Source organism: Streptomyces sp. NPDC087845, from assembly GCF_044742755.1.
GTDB lineage: Bacteria > Actinomycetota > Actinomycetes > Streptomycetales > Streptomycetaceae > Streptomyces.
The window spans coordinates 851,366-871,182 of record NZ_JBIUVC010000001.1; the positions used below are offsets into that span (position 1 = coordinate 851,366).

At 71.6% G+C, this 19,817-nt stretch carries 19 protein-coding genes; 7 read left to right on the top strand and 12 right to left on the bottom strand.

All coding sequences use genetic code 11. The features are described from left to right. Positions 1 to 121: 121 nt before the first annotated feature. Entirely contained in the window at positions 122 to 748 is a 627-nt protein-coding gene (gene pdxH, locus ACIOMQ_RS03925) for a pyridoxamine 5'-phosphate oxidase (protein ID WP_362196030.1), read from the bottom strand. A 222-nt stretch (positions 749 to 970) separates the two neighbouring features. On the opposite strand from pdxH, the gene ACIOMQ_RS03930 reads away from it, so the two are divergent. Further along, positions 971 to 2,080 (top strand): citrate synthase 2, encoded by a 1,110-nt coding sequence (locus ACIOMQ_RS03930; RefSeq protein ID WP_401263071.1) that lies wholly within the window; start codon positions 971 to 973, stop codon positions 2,078 to 2,080. A 46-nt stretch (positions 2,081 to 2,126) separates the two neighbouring features. Here ACIOMQ_RS03930 and ACIOMQ_RS03935 read toward each other — a convergent pair whose 3' ends face one another. The 4 genes from ACIOMQ_RS03935 to ACIOMQ_RS03950 all read right to left on the bottom strand — a co-directional run bounded on the left by ACIOMQ_RS03935 (position 2,127) and on the right by ACIOMQ_RS03950 (position 4,968). Next, on the bottom strand, positions 2,127 to 2,720 hold the full coding sequence (locus ACIOMQ_RS03935) for a TetR/AcrR family transcriptional regulator (protein ID WP_362195446.1): 594 nt from the start codon (positions 2,718 to 2,720) through the stop codon (positions 2,127 to 2,129). Next, on the bottom strand, positions 2,708 to 3,445 hold the full coding sequence (locus tag ACIOMQ_RS03940) for an enoyl-CoA hydratase family protein (protein ID WP_401985673.1): 738 nt from the start codon (positions 3,443 to 3,445) through the stop codon (positions 2,708 to 2,710). The genes ACIOMQ_RS03935 and ACIOMQ_RS03940 overlap by 13 nt, the downstream gene beginning before the upstream one ends. Positions 3,446 to 3,902: 457 nt before the next feature. Then, positions 3,903 to 4,094, bottom strand: a complete 192-nt coding sequence (locus ACIOMQ_RS03945; protein WP_362195440.1) for a DUF397 domain-containing protein — start codon at positions 4,092 to 4,094, stop codon at positions 3,903 to 3,905. Continuing rightward, positions 4,081 to 4,968: a helix-turn-helix transcriptional regulator gene (locus ACIOMQ_RS03950; protein WP_362195437.1), complete on the bottom strand. Its 888-nt coding sequence runs from the start codon at positions 4,966 to 4,968 to the stop codon at positions 4,081 to 4,083. Before ACIOMQ_RS03950 ends, ACIOMQ_RS03945 begins: the two co-directional genes overlap by 14 nt. A 252-nt stretch (positions 4,969 to 5,220) precedes the next feature. Between ACIOMQ_RS03950 and ACIOMQ_RS03955 the strand changes: the two genes are divergently transcribed. From ACIOMQ_RS03955 to ACIOMQ_RS03965, 3 genes are all read left to right on the top strand, one after another. Further along, positions 5,221 to 5,646: an ATP-binding protein gene (locus ACIOMQ_RS03955; RefSeq protein WP_362195434.1), complete on the top strand. Its 426-nt coding sequence runs from the start codon at positions 5,221 to 5,223 to the stop codon at positions 5,644 to 5,646. 93 nt (positions 5,647 to 5,739) lie between these two features. Then, positions 5,740 to 6,279, top strand: coding sequence for a CYTH domain-containing protein (locus ACIOMQ_RS03960; RefSeq protein WP_362195431.1), 540 nt, complete (start codon positions 5,740 to 5,742; stop codon positions 6,277 to 6,279). 61 nt (positions 6,280 to 6,340) lie between these two features. Continuing rightward, positions 6,341 to 7,456 (top strand): radical SAM protein, encoded by a 1,116-nt coding sequence (locus ACIOMQ_RS03965; protein ID WP_362195428.1) that lies wholly within the window; start codon positions 6,341 to 6,343, stop codon positions 7,454 to 7,456. A 13-nt stretch (positions 7,457 to 7,469) separates the two neighbouring features. Here the strand turns inward: ACIOMQ_RS03965 and ACIOMQ_RS03970 are convergent, their stop codons facing one another. From ACIOMQ_RS03970 to ACIOMQ_RS03995, 6 genes are all read right to left on the bottom strand, one after another. Continuing rightward, on the bottom strand, positions 7,470 to 9,065 hold the full coding sequence (locus ACIOMQ_RS03970) for an AMP-binding protein (protein WP_402187764.1): 1,596 nt from the start codon (positions 9,063 to 9,065) through the stop codon (positions 7,470 to 7,472). Positions 9,066 to 9,139: 74 nt separating this feature from the next. After that, positions 9,140 to 10,303: an acyl-CoA dehydrogenase gene (locus tag ACIOMQ_RS03975; protein WP_362195422.1), complete on the bottom strand. Its 1,164-nt coding sequence runs from the start codon at positions 10,301 to 10,303 to the stop codon at positions 9,140 to 9,142. Further along, the gene (locus ACIOMQ_RS03980) at positions 10,300 to 12,453 is read right to left on the bottom strand and encodes an acetyl/propionyl/methylcrotonyl-CoA carboxylase subunit alpha (protein WP_402187766.1); all 2,154 of its coding nucleotides are present in this window, start codon (positions 12,451 to 12,453) and stop codon (positions 10,300 to 10,302) included. The genes ACIOMQ_RS03975 and ACIOMQ_RS03980 overlap by 4 nt, the downstream gene beginning before the upstream one ends. Before the next feature lie 8 nt (positions 12,454 to 12,461). Next, positions 12,462 to 14,069: an acyl-CoA carboxylase subunit beta gene (locus ACIOMQ_RS03985; protein WP_401985665.1), complete on the bottom strand. Its 1,608-nt coding sequence runs from the start codon at positions 14,067 to 14,069 to the stop codon at positions 12,462 to 12,464. Beyond that, entirely contained in the window at positions 14,066 to 15,781 is a 1,716-nt protein-coding gene (locus tag ACIOMQ_RS03990) for an acyclic terpene utilization AtuA family protein (protein ID WP_402187768.1), read from the bottom strand. Before ACIOMQ_RS03990 ends, ACIOMQ_RS03985 begins: the two co-directional genes overlap by 4 nt. Beyond that, complete coding sequence (locus ACIOMQ_RS03995; protein WP_402187770.1) at positions 15,778 to 16,572, bottom strand: TIGR03084 family metal-binding protein; 795 nt, start codon at positions 16,570 to 16,572, stop codon at positions 15,778 to 15,780. Before ACIOMQ_RS03995 ends, ACIOMQ_RS03990 begins: the two co-directional genes overlap by 4 nt. Before the next feature lie 149 nt (positions 16,573 to 16,721). On the opposite strand from ACIOMQ_RS03995, the gene ACIOMQ_RS04000 reads away from it, so the two are divergent. Both ACIOMQ_RS04000 and ACIOMQ_RS04005 read left to right on the top strand, forming a co-directional pair. Continuing rightward, positions 16,722 to 16,907, top strand: a complete 186-nt coding sequence (locus tag ACIOMQ_RS04000; RefSeq protein ID WP_402187773.1) for a DUF397 domain-containing protein — start codon at positions 16,722 to 16,724, stop codon at positions 16,905 to 16,907. Positions 16,908 to 16,917: 10 nt separating this feature from the next. Then, positions 16,918 to 17,448: a GNAT family N-acetyltransferase gene (locus ACIOMQ_RS04005; RefSeq protein ID WP_362195399.1), complete on the top strand. Its 531-nt coding sequence runs from the start codon at positions 16,918 to 16,920 to the stop codon at positions 17,446 to 17,448. Between the two features lie 81 nt (positions 17,449 to 17,529). Here the strand turns inward: ACIOMQ_RS04005 and ACIOMQ_RS04010 are convergent, their stop codons facing one another. Beyond that, on the bottom strand, positions 17,530 to 18,510 hold the full coding sequence (locus ACIOMQ_RS04010; RefSeq protein ID WP_402187775.1) for an EamA family transporter: 981 nt from the start codon (positions 18,508 to 18,510) through the stop codon (positions 17,530 to 17,532). Between the two features lie 149 nt (positions 18,511 to 18,659). Here ACIOMQ_RS04010 and ACIOMQ_RS04015 point away from each other — a divergent pair, with 149 nt between their 5' ends. Next, entirely contained in the window at positions 18,660 to 19,559 is a 900-nt protein-coding gene (locus tag ACIOMQ_RS04015) for a LysR family transcriptional regulator (RefSeq protein WP_402187777.1), read from the top strand. Positions 19,560 to 19,817 lie beyond the last annotated feature (258 nt).

Consider the following 19,817-nt stretch of genomic DNA (forward strand, 5'->3'; position numbering starts at 1 on the left):
CCTCGGCAGGCTGTCTGCCGAAACCCAAGCAGTCACCGACCCGCAGGCTCGCCGGTAAGTCCGGCCGGCTCCTCCGCAAGGAGGGACCAGAGCCTGCGGGTTCCTGCGTGTCGGGGGGCCGTTACGGGCACAGGCGCTCGACGCGCCAGCCCTCGCCCTCGCGCACGTACCGCAGGCGGTCGTGCAGCCGGTTCTCGTGGCCCTGCCAGAACTCGATCGTGGCGGGGACGACGCGGAAGCCGCCCCAGTTCGGGGGCGCGGGGACGTGTTCGCCCTCCGGGTAGCGGGCGGCCAGTTCCTCGTAGCGTGCGATCAGCTCGTCGCGGGTGCCGATCACCGTCGACTGGGCGCTCGCCCAGGCGCCCAGCTGGGAGCCGTGCGGGCGGGTGCGGAAGTAGGCGACCGTCTCCTCGCGGCCGACGCGGGACGCCGTGCCGGTGACGATGACCTGGCGGGCCATCGGGTGCCAGGGGAAGAGCAGCGAGACATACGGGTTGGCGGTCAGTTCGCGGCCCTTGCGGGATTCGTAGTTGGTGAAGAAGACGAAGCCGCGTTCGTCGTACTTCTTCAGCAGCACCGTGCGTGAGGACGGCCGGCCCTCGGGGGTGGCGGTGGAGACCACCATGGCGTTGGGCTCGTGGAGCACCCCGCCCGCGGCGACCTGCCGGAACCAGTGGGCGAACTGCTGGATCGGGTCGGCGGCCAGCGTGTCCTCGGTGAAGGCCACGGAACGGTACTGCTCGCGCATCGCGGCCGGATCGGTGGTGGAATCGGAGGGGGAATCTGCGGTGGGCACGGGGTCATCCTGCCGCAGCGGCCGAGTCCGCCCGGCAGGGAGGGGGTGCCAACCGGTCACCGGTGAATCGGGAAGCTGTGCCGGATGTCACGCTTCCCCGCGTCGTGGGAACCCGCCAATATCTTGGGGCAGGCCACTGTGGCCTCCGTACAGCCGCCGACCGAGGGAGCCGCCATGTCCGACTTCGTACCGGGACTAGAGGGAGTCGTCGCGTTCGAGACGGAGATCGCCGAACCGGACAAGGAAGGCGGTTCGCTCCGCTACCGCGGTGTCGACATCGAGGATCTCGTCGGCCACGTGTCGTTCGGAAATGTCTGGGGACTGCTGGTCGACGGGGCGTTCAACCCCGGTCTGCCGCCCGCCGAGCCGTTCCCGATCCCGGTCCACTCGGGTGACATCCGGGTCGATGTGCAGTCCGCGCTGGCGATGCTCGCTCCCGTGTGGGGGCTGAAGCCGCTGCTCGACATCGACGAGGAGACGGCGCGCAACGATCTGGCGCGGGCCGCCGTGATGGCCCTGTCCTACGTCGCCCAGTCGGCGCGCGGACAGGGGCTGCCGATGGTGCCGCAGAGCGAGATCGACAAGGCGCGGTCCGTGGTCGAGCGGTTCATGATCCGCTGGCGCGGTGAGCCGGACCCCCGGCACGTCAAGGCCGTCGACGCGTACTGGACGTCGGCCGCCGAGCACGGCATGAACGCGTCCACGTTCACGGCCCGCGTCATCGCCTCGACCGGCGCCGATGTGGCGGCGGCGCTGTCGGGCGCGGTGGGCGCGATGTCGGGGCCGCTGCACGGGGGCGCGCCGTCCCGGGTCCTCGGCATGATCGAGGAGATCGAGCGGACCGGCGATGCCATCGCGTATGTGAAGAAGGCCCTGGACAGGGGTGAGCGGCTGATGGGCTTCGGACACCGGGTCTACCGGGCGGAGGACCCGCGGGCGCGCGTGCTGCGGCGTACGGCCGAGGAGCTGGGCGCGCCGCGCTTCGAGGTGGCGCTGGCGCTGGAGAAGGCCGCGCTGGAGGAGCTGCACGCACGGCGCCCGGACCGGGTGCTGGCGACGAACGTGGAGTTCTGGGCGGCGATCATGCTGGACTTCGCGGAGGTTCCGGCGCACATGTTCACGTCGATGTTCACGTGTGCGCGTACGGCGGGCTGGTCGGCGCACATCCTGGAGCAGAAGCGGACGGGGCGGCTGGTGCGGCCTTCGGCGCGGTACGTGGGGCCCGGGTCGCGGGATCCCCGGGAGATCGAGGGATACGAGCAGCTCGCGGACCTGGGGAACTGATCGGGGAACCGGGGGCGGTCCCGGGCCCCGCTCCGGGCCCCGGGACTCAGCCCAGTGCCTCGTCCAGCAGCGCCGCCCACTGCGCCACGACCCTTCGGCGCCGGGCGGTGTCGTCGGTGAGGACGTTGGCCAGGCCGAGGCCGCGGGCCATGTCGAGGAGGCCCTGGACCGTTTCGCGCACGCCGGGCTCCGTCTCGTCGGCGGTGAGGAGTTCGACGGCGATGCGGTGGGTCTCGCGGCCGACGCGGGCTTCGAGTTCGGTGACGCGGGGGCGGAGCTGCTCCTCGTTGGACGCGGCGGCCCAGAGCTGGAGCGCGGCGCGGAAGAGCGGGCCCGTGTAGAGGTCGACGAGGGCGGCCACGACGGCCGTGCGGCCCTGGACGGGCAGGGCGCGCAGGGCGGCGGAGCGTTCCTCGGCGACGTATTCGACGGCTGCGGTGAACAGGTCCTCGCGGGTCGGGAAGTGGTGCTGGGCGGCGCCGCGCGAGACGCCGGCGCGTTCGGCGACGACGGCGACCGTGGAGCCGGCCCAGCCGTGTTCGGCGAGGCAGGCGACCGCGGCTTCGAGGAGCCGTCGGCGGGTGGCGCGGCTGCGGTCCTGCTTGGGGGTCCGGTCGGTGGAGGGCGTCACAACACCCATGCGGGGTCCCGTCGTTCGAGAAAGGCCGTCATCCCTTCCCGGGCCTCGGCGGAGGCGAAGAGTGCTGCCGATCGGGCGATGAGGTCTTCGGCGTACTGGTCGAAACTCCTCAGCACAGTAGCCGTGACCAGCTCCTTCGATGCCGCCAGCCCCTGCGGTGAGGCCCTGCGCAGTCCGTCCAGTACGGGGACGAGCGCCTGGTCCACGTCCTGGGCGGCGAGCGTGATCAGGGAGATGCGGGCCGCTTCGGCCGCGTCGAAGCGTTCGCCGGTGAGGTAGTAGCGGGCGGCGGCACGCGGGTCGATGCGGGGCAGCAGCGGCAGGGAGATGACGGCGGGGGCGAGGCCGAGCCGGGACTCGGTGAGGGCGAACGACGCGTCGGGGCCGGCGACGGAGATGTCGCAGGCGCCCAGCAGCCCGAGGCCGCCCGCCCGGACGTGCCCCGTGACCCGGGCGACGACGGGCTTGGGCAGCGCGACGATCTGCCGCATCAGCGCCACGAAGGCCGCCGGGTCGGGCGGTCCGGTCAGGTCCGCGCCCGCGCAGAACGTGTTGCCGGTGTGGGTGAGGACGACGGCCCGTACCGCGTCGTCGGCCGCGCACGCCTCCAGAGCGGTGGAGAGTTCACCGACCAGCCGCGCGGAGAGCGCGTTGCGGTTGGCCGGTGAGTCGAGGGTGAGGATGGCGATGCCGCGGTCGTGGACGGGTGGGGCGAGCCGGCTCATCGGTCACTCTCCTTGCTGCGGGGACGTCGCGTCGAGCGTGGCAGCGGGAGCAAGAACAATCAAGCACGCTTGCATGATTCCTTCCCTGCCTCGCGGCGGGCCGATGCAACGATCCTGCTGCGGATACCTGATTCCCCGGTCCCGTGCCACCGTCACACGACGAGAACTACCCCTGGCCAGCCATACGATCCTCTTCCGTCGGCTAGGCCCTGACCCTACCGAGCCGGCTGCCGTTCAGAGCTCGGCCTCACTTGCGGGACAGCTCTCAGAGAACGTTGCACCTCATTTCATCAACCGCTCTTGGCTCATGTCCTCGCGCCAGCAGGAGCCTCACCCTGCGCCTGTGGCGGTTCGCCGCCTGCTCACAGCAACGCCCCCGCACGGCCGTCTTCGGCTGTACGGAGGCGCTTTGCGTTTCGCGAAGCCGTTGCCCCGCCCGCATGGCCGCGGGCAGGTCCTACAACGCGCCCTCGGCCATGCTTCCGATAAAGGTCTGCCACCCCTCGGAAGCACAGGTCAGGACCGGCCCCGCCTGCTTCTTGCTGTCTCGCACGGCGACCGCGCCGTCAAGGTGTGCCACCTCGACGCAGTTGCCGTTTCCATTGCTGTGGCTCGACTTGAACCACTCGGCGTTCTCAACCGTTTTCATAGCTCCCTGCTACCTCGGAAATCAGACGTAGCGACGCCTGATCGTCCAGCGATGCTTTCCAGATGTCGTCGAAGGCCGCGTCGTACTGTTGCACCTCCCGTTCCTTGTCCAGGTACAGGCCACCGGTGTATCCGTCCGCGTAGACGGTCGGCGGCTCCGTGGCGACGCCGTCACCGGTCAGCGGGAATCGCAGGATCAGGAACGGCCCGGTGACGACTCCCGAGTGAGCACCAGCCTCGAAGGGGACCACCCGAATCGAGATGTTCGGCAGCTTCGCGACGTAGATCAGGTGGGCGAGCTGCTGCGCCATCACCTCGCGGCCGCCCAGAGGACGACGTAACACCGTTTCGCTCAGCACCGCGCGAAGCACAAGCGGGTCGGTGGCGCGGGTCAGGAGTGACTGACGCTCCATGCGGAGCCGCACCCGTCCATCGAGTTCCGCGTCACCAATCCCACGGATGTGCGTACGAATAATTTCGCGTGCGTAGCCTTCGGTCTGAAGCTGCCCGGGAATGAGATCGCTCTCGTACATCGACAGCGATTCCGCAGCCTCCTCAAGTCCTACATAGACATCGAACCCCTCCGGGATCGAGTCGCCGTAGGCGTGCCACCACCCACGCGCCTTGGTCTCCTTCGCCAGCCCCATGAGCGCCTCGGTGAGGTCCGGCGGAGCGCCGTACACCAGGCACATCGCTTGAACGTCGAGGCTTCGCAGTGCGGTTTGCCCCGTCTCGATGCGCCACATCTTCGCCTCGGACCATTCGAGCTTCTTCGCCGCCGCACGCACTGTCAGGCGAGCCCGGTTTCGAAGTTCCCGGAGATTTCGCCCCAGTTGACGACGTGGAACGGTCGACCCGGTCTGACCCTCAGCCATTTTCACCCCTCCTGCAGAACCCAGTATGAGGGACTTTCGCCCCTCGCGATGAAAGCAGTCTGACGCTCAATTCGCAGCACAAGACGTCAGTTCGATGATTTAAGAGCGGTACAGCGCTATGAAGTCTTGCATGTTGCGTACTGCGCCGTGCAGCCTTGAAACCACTCTCCGTGAGCGACCAATCCGCCATGTAGCCGCTCCTAACGGAGCAAAACACCTTCCACACAAGGCACTTGTCCATGAGGAACATGCATGATCGACCTTCCGCAGGCCCCGCCGTCCACCCTGCTGCTGGCGAGCGAACCGCAATCGGTGCGCCGTGCCCGTGACTTCGTCCGCGAGTTCATCGACCAACACGCTCCAGGCACTCCGGGGCCGCACATCGACGCTGTCGTCCTGGTGACCAGCGAACTCGTCACCAATGCCTACCGGTACGGCACCGAGCCGGACGACAAGATCCGCGTCGTTCTTGACGCCGAGGGCGAGCGAACCCGCATCGAGGTGCACGATCCCGTACGCCGCATGCCCCGCCACCAGTTCGCGTCCGCCGAGCGCGACCACGAACGCAATCGCGGACGCGGCCTGGTCATCCTCGACGCGCTGTGCCCGGGGCTGTGGGGGTCCGGGGACCGGCCCCTCGGCAAGTTCGTCTGGGCGGAGATCCCGCGGTCAGGCTGACCATCCGACCGGCCCCGCCGGACAAGGCGACCCAGAGTCGTTGAACGTGCAGATCCAACTGCCGCCATTCGAAGGAAGCAAGGAGTCAGCCCTGTGACAGACATCGAGTACGAGGCGAAAGTCCTCGGTATCGACCCCGCGGACATCGCCCGACGGATCCTCGCCGCCGGAGGGGCCGAGGCGGTCCCGGCGCGCGTCATGCGGCGGTACGTGTACGACACCGTGCCGCCCGTTCCCGGTCGGTGGGTGCGCCTGCGCGACACGGGAGACGCGGTCACTCTGTGCGTCAAAGAGATCAGCACCGACGCCGTCGACGGGACCCGCGAGACCGAGGTGACGGTCGACGACCTCGCCGAGGCCGCCGCCCTGCTCCGGCTCGTCGGGCTGACCCCGCGCGGCTACCAGGAGAACCGCCGCACCTCCTACACGCTCGGCCCGGTCCGTCTGGAGGTCGACGAGTGGCCGCACATCCCGCCCTATCTGGAGATCGAGGGCGACGACGAAGCACAGGTGTGGGAAACGGCCGCTGCCCTCGGCCTCGACCGCGACGGCCTCACCTCGATCAACACCACGAAGGTCTACGGCTTGTACGGCATCGACCTCGAAAGCATCGCCGACCTGCGGTTCGAGTAGGCCGGCACCCGCACCCGTCAGCCGGGGCGCCCGCCCCGGCCGGACCAAGAGAGGGGGCACCATGCACAACCTGTCCAACCTGCCGGTCGAAGTACAGCCGGACCGGACCTTACGTGTGAAGATCATCGATGCGTGCGGCCTCGCCTGTTCCTTCTGCCACAACGAAGGGACGCCCGTGACGACCGACAACATGCACCGTCCCGCCGATCAGTTCACCGGCAGCTCAGGCCGCTCCGGGCGCGTCTCCATCTACCTGGGCACCAACGGCGCCGACTTCTTGCCGGCTCGGATCGCCGCCGACGCCGACTTCGCCCTCGCGCTCGCCGCCGTACGCGGCGCACTGCCGACCTCAGAAGTCCACCTCACCGGCGGAGAACCCACCCTTCACCCGGACCTGCCCGGTCTCATCACCATTGCCCGCCGTCTGGGTCTCACCGTGGGACTCACCTCGAACGGCGAAGCTGGGGCCGCAGTACTGCCCGCCGCCGCGGCCGCCGGCCTCGACCGCATCAACCTGTCCGTCTTCGGAACCACGCCCGAAGAACTCGCTGCCGTACAGGGGCCTCGCCTCGCCTCCCCGAAACTGGCCGAGCGCAAGCTCGCCGCCCTTGATGCCACGATCGAAACTGCGACCACGCACGGGGTAAAGGTGTCCGCGAACATCGTGATCCCCGACCACAGTCACGTGGACCGCGTGCTTCGGATCATCGAGCGGCACGGCCGCGCCGTCGTCGTGCGCATGCTCGTGTCACTGGAGGACGGCGGTGCGTCACTCGACGCGATGCGAGCTGTCGTCGATCACGTCGGCGCCGTACCGGTCCGCCGCATCGTCACAGCCGGGGCGTCCGATCAGCGCGTGCGCTATGTCCTCCCGGACGGACGCACGCTGTACGCCAAGAGCATCCGCCCCGTGCGCCTCCCCGAGACATGCATCGGCTGTCGGTTCAACAATGACCGGGACTGCCAGGAAGGCTATTACGGGGTCCGGCTGTACCGGGCCACGGATGGACCCTTCATGGTCGGGGTGTGCATCCAGCGCATGGATCTGTGCATGAGCCTCGGCGAATTCGTCATGAGCCAGCGGTGCCGCGAGGTAGCCGCGTTCCGCGACGACGAGACCGCGCGTCTCACAAGACTGCACGCCACGACGTCGCGGGCCGCACAGGACTGCCCTTGAGTCCTGCATGCGGTCAGTGGCTCCGTTCCCGGTCGCGCAGTTCGCGCCGGAGGATCTTTCCCGAGGTCGCGCGCGGTACCGCGCCGATGAATTCGACCTGCCGGATCTTCTTGTACGGGGCGACGCGCCCGGCGACGTACGCCATGACGCCGTCCGCCGTGAGGTTCTCGCCCGCCGCGGAGCTCCGGCGGACCAGGTAGGCCTTGGGGACCTCGTTGCCGTCGGCGTCGTGCACCCCGACGACGGCGGCGTCCGCGATCCCTTCGTGGCCGAGCAGCAGTGCTTCGAGTTCGGCGGGGGCGACCTGGTAGCCCTTGTACTTGATGAGTTCCTTCACCCGGTCGACGACGAAGAGCCAGCCGTCGGCGTCGACGTGCCCGATGTCGCCGGTGTGCACCCAGCCGTCGGCGTCGATCATGCCGGCGGTGGCTTCGGGGCGGCCGAGGTAGCCCTTCATCACCTGCGGTCCGCGGATCAGGATCTCGCCGTCGGTGCCGACCGGGGCGTCCTCGGCCCCGTGGTCCAGGGCGGTGATCCGCATCTCGGTGCTGGGCAGGAGCCTGCCCACGGCGCCGGGCGGCGGGTTCTCGGCGGCGAGCGGGACGACGTGCGTGCCGGGCGAGAGTTCCGTCATGCCGTACGCCTGGCGCACGGGCGGCAGCCCCAGGCGCCGGGAGCAGGCGGCGGCGAGCTCGGCGTCGAGCGGGGCGGCGGCGCTGACGACGTACTCCAGCGAGGACAGGTCGTACTCGGCGACCGCGGGGTGCTTCGCCAGTGCGAGAACGATCGGCGGGGCCACGTACAGGCCGCTGATGCGGTGCTTCTCGATCGCGGTGAGGAACTGGACGAGGTCGAAGCGCGGCAGCACGACGACGGTGGCGCCCATCCGCAGCGGGGCGTTCATCAGGGCGGTGAGCCCGTAGATGTGGAAGAAGGGGAGCACGGCCAGGATGCGGTGGCCGGGGCCCATGGGGATGAAGGGGCGCAGCTGCTCCAGGTTGGTGGCCATGGAGCGGTGGGTGAGCATGACGCCCTTGGGGGTTCCGGTGGTGCCGGAGGAGTACGGCAGGGCGGCGACGTCCTCTCCCGGGTCGACGGCGACGCGGGGTTCGGGGGCGGTGGTGGCGAGCATGTCGAGTACGGAGGTGTGTCCCTCCGCCCGGTCGCAGACGAATATCTCCTCGACGGCGCCGGCGAGTTCGGCCGCCCGGCGGGCCGCTTCGAGGAGTGGGGAGACGGTGACGATCCAGCGGGCGGAGGAGTCGCGGAGCTGTTTGGCGAACTCCTCCGGCGTGGCCAGCGGGTGGACGGTGGTGACGGTGGCGCCGGCCCGTGCCGCCCCGAAGAAGACCGCTGGGTAGGCGATGGTGTTGGGGCTGTGCAGGGCCAGTACGTCGCCCTTGCGCACCCCGGCGGCGGCGAGGGCGGCGGCGATCTTCCGGTGGGAGGCGTCGAGCTGCCGGTAGGTGAGGGAGGAGCTGTCGTCCGTCCCGTCGATCAGGGCGACCGTGTCGCCGAACGCCGCGGTGGCCCGCCCGAGGACCGCGTCATGGATGGGCAGGTCGAGTACCTCGACGGCGGAGTGGTCGCTGTGGAACACGTGCACCATGGCGGTAGGTCCCTTCGGAGCGGCGAGGGCTGCGGGAGGCGCAGCCGCGTCGTGGCGAGACAGACCGTCCCGTGTCAGTACGACTTGGGGAGCCCCAGGGACTGGTGGGACACGTAGTTCAGGATCATTTCCCGGCTGACGGGGGCGATCCGGGCGACGCGGGCCGCGGTGACCAGGGACGCGAGGCCGTATTCGCGGGTGAGGCCGTTGCCGCCGAGGGTGTGCACGGCCTGGTCGACGGCCTTGACGCAGGCTTCGCCCGCCGCGTATTTCGCCATGTTGGCGGCCTCGCCGGCACCGATGTCGTCGCCCTCGTCGTAGAGCCGGGCGGCCTTCTGCATCATCAGCCGGGCCAGTTCCAGTTCTATGTGGGCCTGGGCGAGGGGGTGGGCGATGGCCTGGTGGGAACCGATGGGTTCCTTCCACACCTGCCGGGTCTTCGCGTACTCGACGGCGCGGGCGAGCGCGTAGCGTCCCATGCCGATGCCGAACGCCGCGGTCATGACGCGTTCGGGGTTGAGCCCGGCGAAGAGCTGGAGGAGTCCGGCGTCCTCTTCGCCGACGAGGGCGTCGGCGGGCAGCCGTACGTCGTCGAGGACCAGCTCGAACTGCTTCTCCGGGGCCTGGAGTTCCATGTCGATCTGCGAGCGTCCGAAGCCGGGGGCGTCGCGCGGGACGATGAAGAGGCAGGGCTTGAGCCTGCCGGACCTGGCGTCCTCGGTCCGGCCGACGACGAGGGTGGCGTCGGCGATGTCGACGCCGGAGACGAAGACCTTGCGCCCGGTGAGCAGCCAGTCCTCGCCGTCCTTGCGGGCGGTGGTGGTGATGCGGTGGGAGTTGGAGCCCGCGTCGGGTTCGGTGATGCCGAAGGCCATGGTGAGGCTGCCGTCGGCGAGACCGGGGAGCCACTGCCGCTTCTGGGCGCCGGTGCCGAAGCGGGCGATGACGGTGCCGCAGATCGCCGGGGAGACCACCATCATGAGCAGCGGGCTGCCCGCCGCGCCCAGCTCCTCCAGGACGATGGAGAGTTCGGCCAGGCCGCCGCCTCCGCCGCCGTACTCCTCGGGGAGGTTCACGCCGAGGTAGCCGAGCTTCGCGGCTTCGGCCCACAGCTCGCGCGGGTGGGACCCGTCGCGTACGACGGTCGTCATGTAGTCCCGCCCGTAGCGCTTCCCGAGGGCGGCGACGGCTGCGCGCAGGGCCTGGTGCTCTTCGGTTTCGAGGGCGGAGCTGCTCATGCGTTCTCCTCAGCAGGGTCTGCGGATTCGAGGTCCGTGGTTTCGGCGGCCGCGGGTGCTGTGGCGGCGTCCGTGGGTTCGGTCACGACCGCGAGCAGGGCGCCGACCTCCACCTGGAGGCCGGGTGCGGCGTGCAGTGCGATGAGGGTGCCGGAGGCGGGGGCGAGGATGCGGTGTTCCATCTTCATCGCCTCCAGCCAGATCAGTGGCTGCCCGGCCTCGACCGAGGCCCCGGCCCCGAGCCCCTCCGCGACGCGGACGACGGTGCCGGGCATGGGGGCGAGCAGGGAACCGGGTTCGGTCCGGTCGGTGGGGTCGGTGAAGCGGGGCAGGGCGGTGAGGGTGTACGAGCCGGTGGCGGTGTCCACGTACACCGTGTCCCGGTGGACGGTGAGGTGGAAGTGGCGGGTGAGGGAGTCGGCTTCGAGGGTGACGTGGCCGGGGCGGACGGCGACGACCCGTTCTCCGGTCTCCGGGACGGGGCCGGTGCGCCCGGTGCGGTAGGCGGCCTCGTGTTCGGTGCCGCCGGGTTCGGCGCGGTAGCGCTTGACCTGGGGGCGCGAGGAGATGTTGCGCCAGGCACCGAAGCGGGTGGGGCCGGGGCCGTCCTGCCGGGCGGCGGCGTCGGCGAGGGCGGCGGCCAGGGCGGCGAGGCGCAGGTCCGCCTCGTCCGGGGGTGCGGTGAGGGCGGCCAGATGGCGGTCGTAGAAGCCGGTGTCGAGGCGGGCGGCGCGGAAGTCGGGGTGGCGCAGGGACCGTACGAGCAGGTCGCGGTTGGTGACCGGGCCGTGGATGCGGGCACGTTCCAGGGCGCGGGCGAGGAGGCGCACGGCTTCGTTGCGGGTGGGGGCGTGGGCGACGACCTTGGCGAGCATCGGGTCGTAGTGCACGCCGATGGTGTCGCCGCCGGTGTACCCGGTGTCGAGGCGCAGTCCGGGTTCGTCCGGTACCTCCAGGGTGAGCAGTGGACCGGTCTGCGGCTGCCAGTCGCGGGCGGGGTCCTCGGCGTAGAGCCGGGCCTCGACGGCGTGGCCGCGCGGCTCGGGGGGCGCGGGGGCGGGCAGCGGCTCGCCTTCCGCGACGCGCAGTTGCAGGGCGACCAGGTCGAGCCCGAAGACCGCTTCGGTGACGGGGTGTTCGACCTGGAGGCGGGTGTTCATCTCCAGGAAGTACGGCCGCCCGTCGGCTCCGAGGAGGAACTCGACGGTGCCCGCGCCCCGGTAGCCGACCGCGCGGGCGGCGGTCACGGCGGCCTCGTGCAGCCGGTCCCGCAGCGCGTCGCCGAGACCGGGTGCGGGGGCCTCCTCGACGACCTTCTGGTGGCGCCGCTGGAGCGAGCAGTCCCGGGTGCCGAGCGCCCAGACCGCGCCGTGCCCGTCGGCCATGATCTGGACCTCGACGTGCCGGCCGCGCTCCACGTACGGCTCCGCGAACACCTCGCCGTCCCCGAAGGCGGCAGCGGCCTCGGCGGAGGCCGCCGTCAACTCACCCGACAGGTCGGCGAGTTCACGTACGATCCGCATCCCGCGACCGCCCCCGCCCGCCGCCGCCTTCAGCAGCAGCGGCAGGTCGGCGGCACCGGCCTTCTCGGGGTCGACGGGCGCGAGCAGCGGAACCCCGGCGGCGGCCATCAGCTCCTTGGCGCGGGTCTTGGACGCCATCAGCTCGACGGCCTCGGCCGGCGGCCCCACCCACACGAGTCCGGCGTCCCGCACGGACCGGGCGAACGCGGCGTTCTCGGAGAGGAAGCCGTACCCGGGGTGGACGGCGTCGGCGCCCGCCGCGAGCGCGGCGCGTACGACGAGATCGCCGCGCAGATAGGTGTCCGACGGGGCGGCACCCGGCAGCCGTACGGCGGTGTCCGCCTCCCGTACGTGGAGCGCGTCGGCGTCCGCGTCGGAGTACACGGCGACGGTGGCGATGCCCAGCGCGCGGCAGGTGCGGAAGATCCGGCAGGCGATCTCGCCCCGGTTGGCGACGAGCAGTGTGGAGATCGTGCGCGGCCCCCCGCCCGCCCCGGCCGCATCGGTCGCATCCGTCTCACCCGTCGCACCGGCCGCATCGGCCGTCCGAGCCGCTCCCGCCGTCCGAGCCGTCCGAGCCGCTCCCGTCGTCCGAGCCGTCTGAGTCGTCTGATTCGTCCCGGTCATCTGTGGCCTCACATCCGGAAGATTCCGAAGCCGCCACGGGTGCCTTCGACCGGGGCGGTGTGGATCGCGGACAGGCACATCCCGAGGACGGTCCTGGTGTCGCGCGGGTCGATGACCCCGTCGTCGTACAGCCGCCCGGACAGGAACATGGGCAGCGACTCGGACTCGATCTGCTGCTCCACCATCGCGCGCAGCCCGGCGTCGGCCTCGTCGTCATAGGGCCGGCCCTTCGCGGCGGCGGAGGCGCGGGCGACGAGGGACAGCACCCCGGCGAGCTGCTGCGGCCCCATGACGGCGGACTTGCTGCTGGGCCAGGCGAAGAGGAAGCGCGGGTCGTACGCCCGTCCGCACATGCCGTAGTGCCCGGCTCCGTACGAGGCGCCCATCAGCACGGACAGGTGCGGGACCTTCGAGTTCGACACCGCGTTGATCATCATCGCGCCGTGTTTGATGATGCCGCCCTGTTCGTACTCCTTGCCGACCATGTAGCCGGTGGTGTTGTGCAGGAAGAGCAGCGGAATGTCGCGCTGGTTGGCGAGCTGGATGAACTGCGCGGCCTTCTGCGACTCCTCGCTGAACAGCACGCCCTGCGCGTTGGCGACGATGCCGACGGGATAGCCGTGCAGTGCGGCCCATCCGGTCACCAGGCTGGTCCCGTAGAGCGGTTTGAACGCGTCGAAGTCGGAGCCGTCGACGAGCCGGGCGATCACCTCGTGCGGATCGAAGGGCACCTTCAGGTCGCCGGGCACGATGCCGATCAGCTCGTCCTCGTCGTACTTCGGCGGTTCGGCGGGGCCCGGATCGGCGTGCGCCTTGCGCCAGTTGAGCCGGGCGACGATCCGGCGGGCCTGGCGCAGCGCGTCCTGCTCGTCGACGGCGAAGTGGTCGGCGAGCCCGGAGGTGCGGGCGTGCATCTCGGCGCCGCCGAGCGATTCGTCGTCGCTCTCCTCGCCGGTCGCCATCTTCACCAGGGGCGGTCCGCCGAGGAAGACCTTGGACCGTTCCTTGATCATGACGGTGTGGTCGGACATGCCGGGGACGTACGCCCCACCGGCGGTCGAGTTCCCGAAGACGACGGCCACGGTCGGAATGCCGGCCGCCGACAGCCGGGTGAGGTCGCGGAACAGCGCCCCGCCCGGGATGAAGATCTCCTTCTGCGAGGGAAGATCGGCGCCGCCGGACTCGACGAGGCTGATGCAGGGCAGCCGGTTGGCGAAGGCGATCTCGTTCGCCCGCAGGGCCTTCTTCAGGGTCCAGGGGTTGGAGGCGCCGCCGCGTACGGTCGGGTCGTTGGCGGTGATCAGGCACTCCACGCCCGCCACCACCCCGATCCCGGTCACGAGCGAGGCGCCGACTGCGTACGCGGGGGCCTCGCTCCCCCAGGCGGCGAGCGGCGACAGCTCCAGGAACGGGGTGTCCTGGTCGATCAGCAGCTCGATCCGCTCGCGGGCCAGGAGCTTGCCGCGCGAGCGGTGCCGCTCGACGTACTTCGCACCGCCGCCCGCCTGCGCCTTGGTGTGCTCGACGGCCAGCTCGTCGAGTTTCGCGAGCATGGCCGCACGGTTCGCGGCGTATTCGGGGCTCGCGGTGTCGAGTGCGGTGGGCAGGACGGTCATGCGTTCACCTCCGGTGCGTGGACGGCTTCCAGCAGCGCTACGGGGATGGCGAGGCACCGGGACCGCAGCCACTCCCCCACCGCCTTGGCCTGCGGATCGAACCGGTGCCGGCCGGCGACGCCCTCGCCGAGCAGCCCGTGGACCACGAAGTTCAGGGCGCGGAGGTTCGGCAGGACATGGCGTACGACGGTGAGGCCGGCGCTCTCCGGCAGCAGCTCCCGGAACCGCTCGACGGTCAGCTCGTGGGCCAGCCACCGCCAGGCGTCGTCGCCGACGGCCCACACCCCCACGTTGGCGTCGCCGCCCTTGTCGCCGCTGCGGGCGCCCGCGACCCGGCCGAGCGGGGCGGTCCGGGTGGGACCGCCGGACGGCAGGGGTTCGGGCAGGGGCGGCTCCTCGACGTCCCGGAGGGGCCGCGTCCGTACGGGAGGCTCCTGCCGCACCCGCCGTCCGTCCGGGAGCACGGCCACGTGCGGGACGTCGCTCGCCGGTACGTACGCCGCCTCGAACACCCCGTACGGGGCGCCCTTTCCGGGTGGGGCGGTGACATGGAAGCCCGGGTAGCTGCCGAGCGCGAGCTCGACGGCGGCGCCGGAGACCGCGCGCCCGACGGCCTCCGGGTCCTGGTCGCGGACGACGAGCCGCAGCAGCGCGCTCGCGGTCTCCTCGGTGCCGGCATCGGTCCGGTCGGTCCGGACCAACTCCCAGCGCACGTCACCGGGTTGCCGGCCGGACCGGGCCAGAGCATCCGCGAACTGGTCCTGCACCAGCCGCGCCTTGGCCTCGATGTCGAGCCCGGTGAGTACGAAGACGACCTCGTTGCGCCAGCCGCCGAGCCGGTTCAGCCCGACCTTGAGAGTGGCCGGCGGGGCCTCGCCGCGCACGCCGGAGATCCGCACCCGGTCGGGGCCCTCCTGGACCAGCCGTACCGTGTCGAGCCGGGCGGTGACGTCCGGTCCGGCGTACCGGGCGCCGCCGGTCTCGTACAGCAACTGGGCGGTGACGGTGCCGACATCGACGACTCCGCCCGTGCCGTCGTGCTTGGTGACGACGGACGAGCCGTCGGCGTGGATCTCGGCGACGGGGAAGCCGGGCCGCCGCAGGTCGTGGCCCCGGAAGAACGCGTAGTTCCCGCCGGTGGCCTGGGTGCCGCACTCCAGTGCGTGGCCGGCGACGACGGCCCCGGCGAGCGCGTCGTGGTCGTCGGGCCCCCAGCCGAAGTGGGCGGCGGCGGGCCCGGTGACGAGGGCGGCGTCCGTGACCCGCCCGGTGACGACGACATCGGCGCCTCCGGTGAGGCAGGCGGCGATACCGGCGCCGCCGAGGTAGGCGTTGGCGGTGAGGTACCCCTCGGGCACGGGGAGGGCGTCGCCCTCCACATGGGCGACCCGCACCGGCACGCCCACTTTGTGCGCCAACTCCCGTACGGCGTCGGCGAGTCCGGCCGGGTTGAGCCCTCCGGCATTGGTGACGATCTTCACCCCGCGCTCGTGGGCGAGCCCGAGGCCCTCTTCCAGCTGGCGCAGGAAGGTGGTGGCGTACCCGCGCGCGGGGTCCTTGAGCCGGCTCCGGCCGAGGATGAGCATGGTCAGTTCGGCCAGGTAGTCCCCGGTGAGGACGTCGAGGGGGCCGCCGGTGAGCATCTCGCGCACGGCGTCGAAGCGGTCGCCGTAGAACCCGGAGGCGTTGCCGATCCGCAGCGGCCCGGTCATGCGCCGCCGCCCCGCGGCGAGCGGCCGGGTCCGGGCGGCCCGGCGAACGCCTGGGCGATGTCGAGCCACTGGTCGGCGTCGGGCCCGGTGGCCCGGAGGGCGAGGTCGTCGCGGTGGGCGCGCTGGGTGACCAGGAGGCAGAAGTCGAGCAGCGGCCCGGTGACGCGCTGCGGTGCGTCCTCGGCGCCGAACGCGATCGACTCGCCGTCGGGCGCCTTCAGTTCGACCCGGAACTCCTCCCCGGGCGCGGCGATCCCCCGTACCAGGTAGGCGTAGTCCCTGGCCCGCACCCCGATCCGGGCGACGTGCCGCAGCCGGGCGGTGGGGGCCCTGGTGACGCCGAGGGCGTCGGCGATGTCCTGGCCGTGCGCCCAGGTCTCCATGATCCGGGCGGTCGCCATCGAGGCGACGCTCATCGGCGGCCCGTACCAGGGGATGCGCACCCCGGCCGGAGCGCCCCGCAACACCGCCTCCAGCCGCCCGCGCCCGTCCCGCCACCGCGCGAGCAGCGCGTCGGGCGCCAGTGCGGCCGGCTCCTCGGCCCCCTGGTCGACGAAGGATTCGGGCGCCTCCATCGCCTTGGCCACCTCCCCGGCGAAGGCGTCGGCATCGGTGGCGGCCAGCGACGCGACCTCGTCGGTCCAGGTGAGATGGGCGATCTGGTGCGCGATGCTCCAGCCCGGGGCGGGGGTCGCGGCGGCCCATTGCCCGGCGCTCAACTCCCGTACGAGTGCGTCGAGTTCCTGGCTCTCCTCGCGCAGATCGTCGATCACGGCTGCGACATCGGGCACGGTGCGCTCCCCTCGGGGCAAGGCGGTGTGCCCAGGAGCATGGCAGCGGACCCATAAACAAGCAAGCATGCTTGCATTATTTTCCACCCGCCGTCGGGACGCGGAAGACTTCATCCGTGCCATCGCGCGCGAACCATGAGAGGACACCCATGAAGGAAGACAGCCGGCAGCGTTCGTCCTCCTGCGTGGGGGGCGGCAACAACTGCGTAGAAGTCGCCACCCCGGCCCCTCGCCACGTCGCCCTCCGTGACAGCACCCGCCCGGCCCGGGTCGTCACCACCGGACGGACCGCGTTCCACGCGTTGATATCCGGCATCCGCACGGACGAGATATGAGCACCGGGTCATGAGTGCAGCAGAGATCCGCCACCGCCGCGACGGCGACATGGAGGCGTGCGTCGACGCGCTGGCGACCGTGCACGAGGCAGACCGCTACCCGGCCGAGTGGCCGGCCGACCCAAAGAACTGGCTGACGCCTCATGGGCTGCTCGATGCCTGGGTGGCCGTGGACGGTCCGACGGTGCTGGGGCATGTGGCGCTCACACGTACGGAGGAGGTTCTGGCGAAGGAGGCCGGTCTGCCCGTGGCTGAACTGGCGTCGGTCGCCCGGCTCTTCGCGCGCTCCGAGGCACGTCGCCGCGGGGTGGCGAGCGCGTTGCTCGACACGGTGAGGGCGGCGGCGGCAGCCGACGGTGTGCGGCTCGTCCTGGAGGCCGAGGAGGGCGGGGCGGCCGCCATCGCGTTCTACGAACGTGCCGGGTGGCGCTACCTCGGCAGCCGCACCGACGGCTGGACCACGGCCGACGGGCGTGTGGCCCGGATGCGTGCGTACATGGCCCCCGTCGGCCCGGTCGGGGAGCCTTCCGCGATCCGGTGATCCGTCCCGCCGCCGCTCATGGGGCCCGGTGGATACGGGCGGCCAGGGCGTCGGGCGACCGGGCCACGCGCACTCGGCCGCTCAGGCGCGGTCGCGGCTCTTCCCGCCCCGCACCTGGCTGCGTACCGCGCCCATGCTCGCCCCGATGACCAGGGCGATGGCCAGGGCGTCCGTCGTGGAGAGGGCCTGGTCGAGGATCAGGAAGCCGGCGGTGGCCGCGATCGCCGGTTCCAGGCTCATCAGGATCGCGAAGGTGGGCGCGGGCAGACGGCGCAGCGCCATGAGTTCGAGGGTGTACGGGAGGACCGAGCTCAGCAGCGCGACCGCCGCACCCATCCCCAGCGTGGACGGGACCAGCAGTTTCGAGCCCGACTCCAGGATGCCGAGGGGCAGCGAGAGCAGCGCGGCGACCACCAGGGCCAGGGCCAGGCCGTCCGCCTGGGGGAAGCGGCGGCCGGTGCGGGCGCTGAAGAGGATGTAGGTCGCCCACATGGCGCCCGCGCCCAGTGCGTACGCGGCGCCCACCGGATCGAGACGGTCGAAGCCGCCCCCGCTCAGCAGCACGACCCCGCCCAGCGCGAGACCCGCCCACACCAGGTTGATCAGGCGGCGGGAGGCGATCACCGAGAGGGCCAGCGGGCCCAGCACCTCCAGGGTGACGGCCGCGCCCAGCGGGATCCGGTCGGCGGCCTGGTAGAAGAGCGTGTTCATGCCGCCCATGGCCACCCCGAACGCGAGGACCGTGCACCAGTCGGCGCGCGAGTGGCCGCGCAGCTTCGGGCGGCAGACGGCCATCAGGACGAGCGCGGCGACGGCCAGGCGCAGGGTGACCACCCCGAGCGCCCCGGCCCGCGGCATCAGCAGGACCGCGACCGCGGAGCCGAACTGGACGGAGAGCCCGCCCGCGACCACCAGCGCGACCGGGGCGAGCGCCGCCCTCCGGCCCTTGGGGCCCGCGGGGCCTGCCGCGTCGCCCAGGGCGGGAACCGCCTCGGGTACGGCGACGGCTGCGGCCCGCTCCACGGCCGCCGCGGCCGCTGCGGCACTGCGCTGGTCGTTCACCTGCGGTGTTCCTCTCGATCCGAGAGTGCAACTCAATGCACTGTTCGATTGAAGATACTGCACTTCACTCGTGCGGTACGCCCTCTTACGGTAGGTACCTCCGCGTGCCACGTGAAATGTCGATCGAGCTCTGGTTATGCTCCCCGCGCATGAGCATCGGGCGTTCTGGGGAAAGTGCTGGTCGCGGTATCGAAGTGCGGCATCTGCGCGCCTTCCTCGCCGTCGCCGACGAGGGCAACGTCACCCGCGCCGCCGCCCGCCTCCGCCTCACCCAGCCCGTGGTCTCCCGCACGCTGGCCGCCCTGGAGCAGCGCCTCGGTGTCCGGCTCGTCGACCGGTCCACCCACCATCTCGCCCTCACCCCCGAAGGCGTCGCCTTCCGGGACAGGGCCGCCGCCGCGATCGCCGCGTTCGACGAGGCGCTCGACCCCGGCGAACTGCGCCACCGGCCACTGCGGATCGGGCACGCCTGGTCCGCGTTCGGCCCGTACACCACACCGCTGCTCCGCCGCTGGCAGGAGCGGTACCCGCAGACCCCGCTCGAACTGCTGCGGATCGACGACCGCACCGCCGGGCTCACCCGCGGCGAGGTCGATGCCGCGCTGCTGCGGGGGCCCGTCGAGGCACCGGGGCTCGTCACCGAGGTGCTGTTCGAGGAGGACCGGGTGGCGGCGGTGGCGGCGGACGGGCCGCTCGCAGGGCACGCCACGCTCACTCTCGCCGATCTGGCGGGCAGCGCCGTCGTCCTCAACACCGTCTCCGGCACGACCACCGTCGACCTGTGGCCGCCGGACACCCGGCCCGCCGCCACCCTCACCGTCGCCAACACCGACGACTGGCTGACCGCCATCGCCGCGGGGCGCGGCGTCGGGGTCTCCGCCGCGTCCACCGCCGGAATGCACCCGCACTCCGGGGTCGTCTACCGCTCCCTCGTCGACGCCCCGACCGTCCCGGTCCTGCTCGCCCGGCGCGACGCCCCCGGCCATCCCGCGCTGCCGAAGCTCGCCGCGCTCGCCCGCGAGATCGTGGCGCGGGACGCCGTGGAGTAAGGGAATTTCCGCGCACCACAGTGCGGTGAAGGCCGTGCGAAGGTCGCACGGCCCGCCAGGGGGGCACACACCACCATGTCGAACGAGAGCAGCGTCCACGGAACGGTCGCCGCGGGCTTCGAGGGCGTACGGGAGGAATTCGCCGCCGTACTCGCCGAGGGCACCGACGAGCCGGGGGCCCAGCTCGCCGCCCGTCTGGACGGCCGGTCGTCGACCTCTGGGCCGGGGACGGGATCGGCCAGGAGAGCGGCTGGTGGC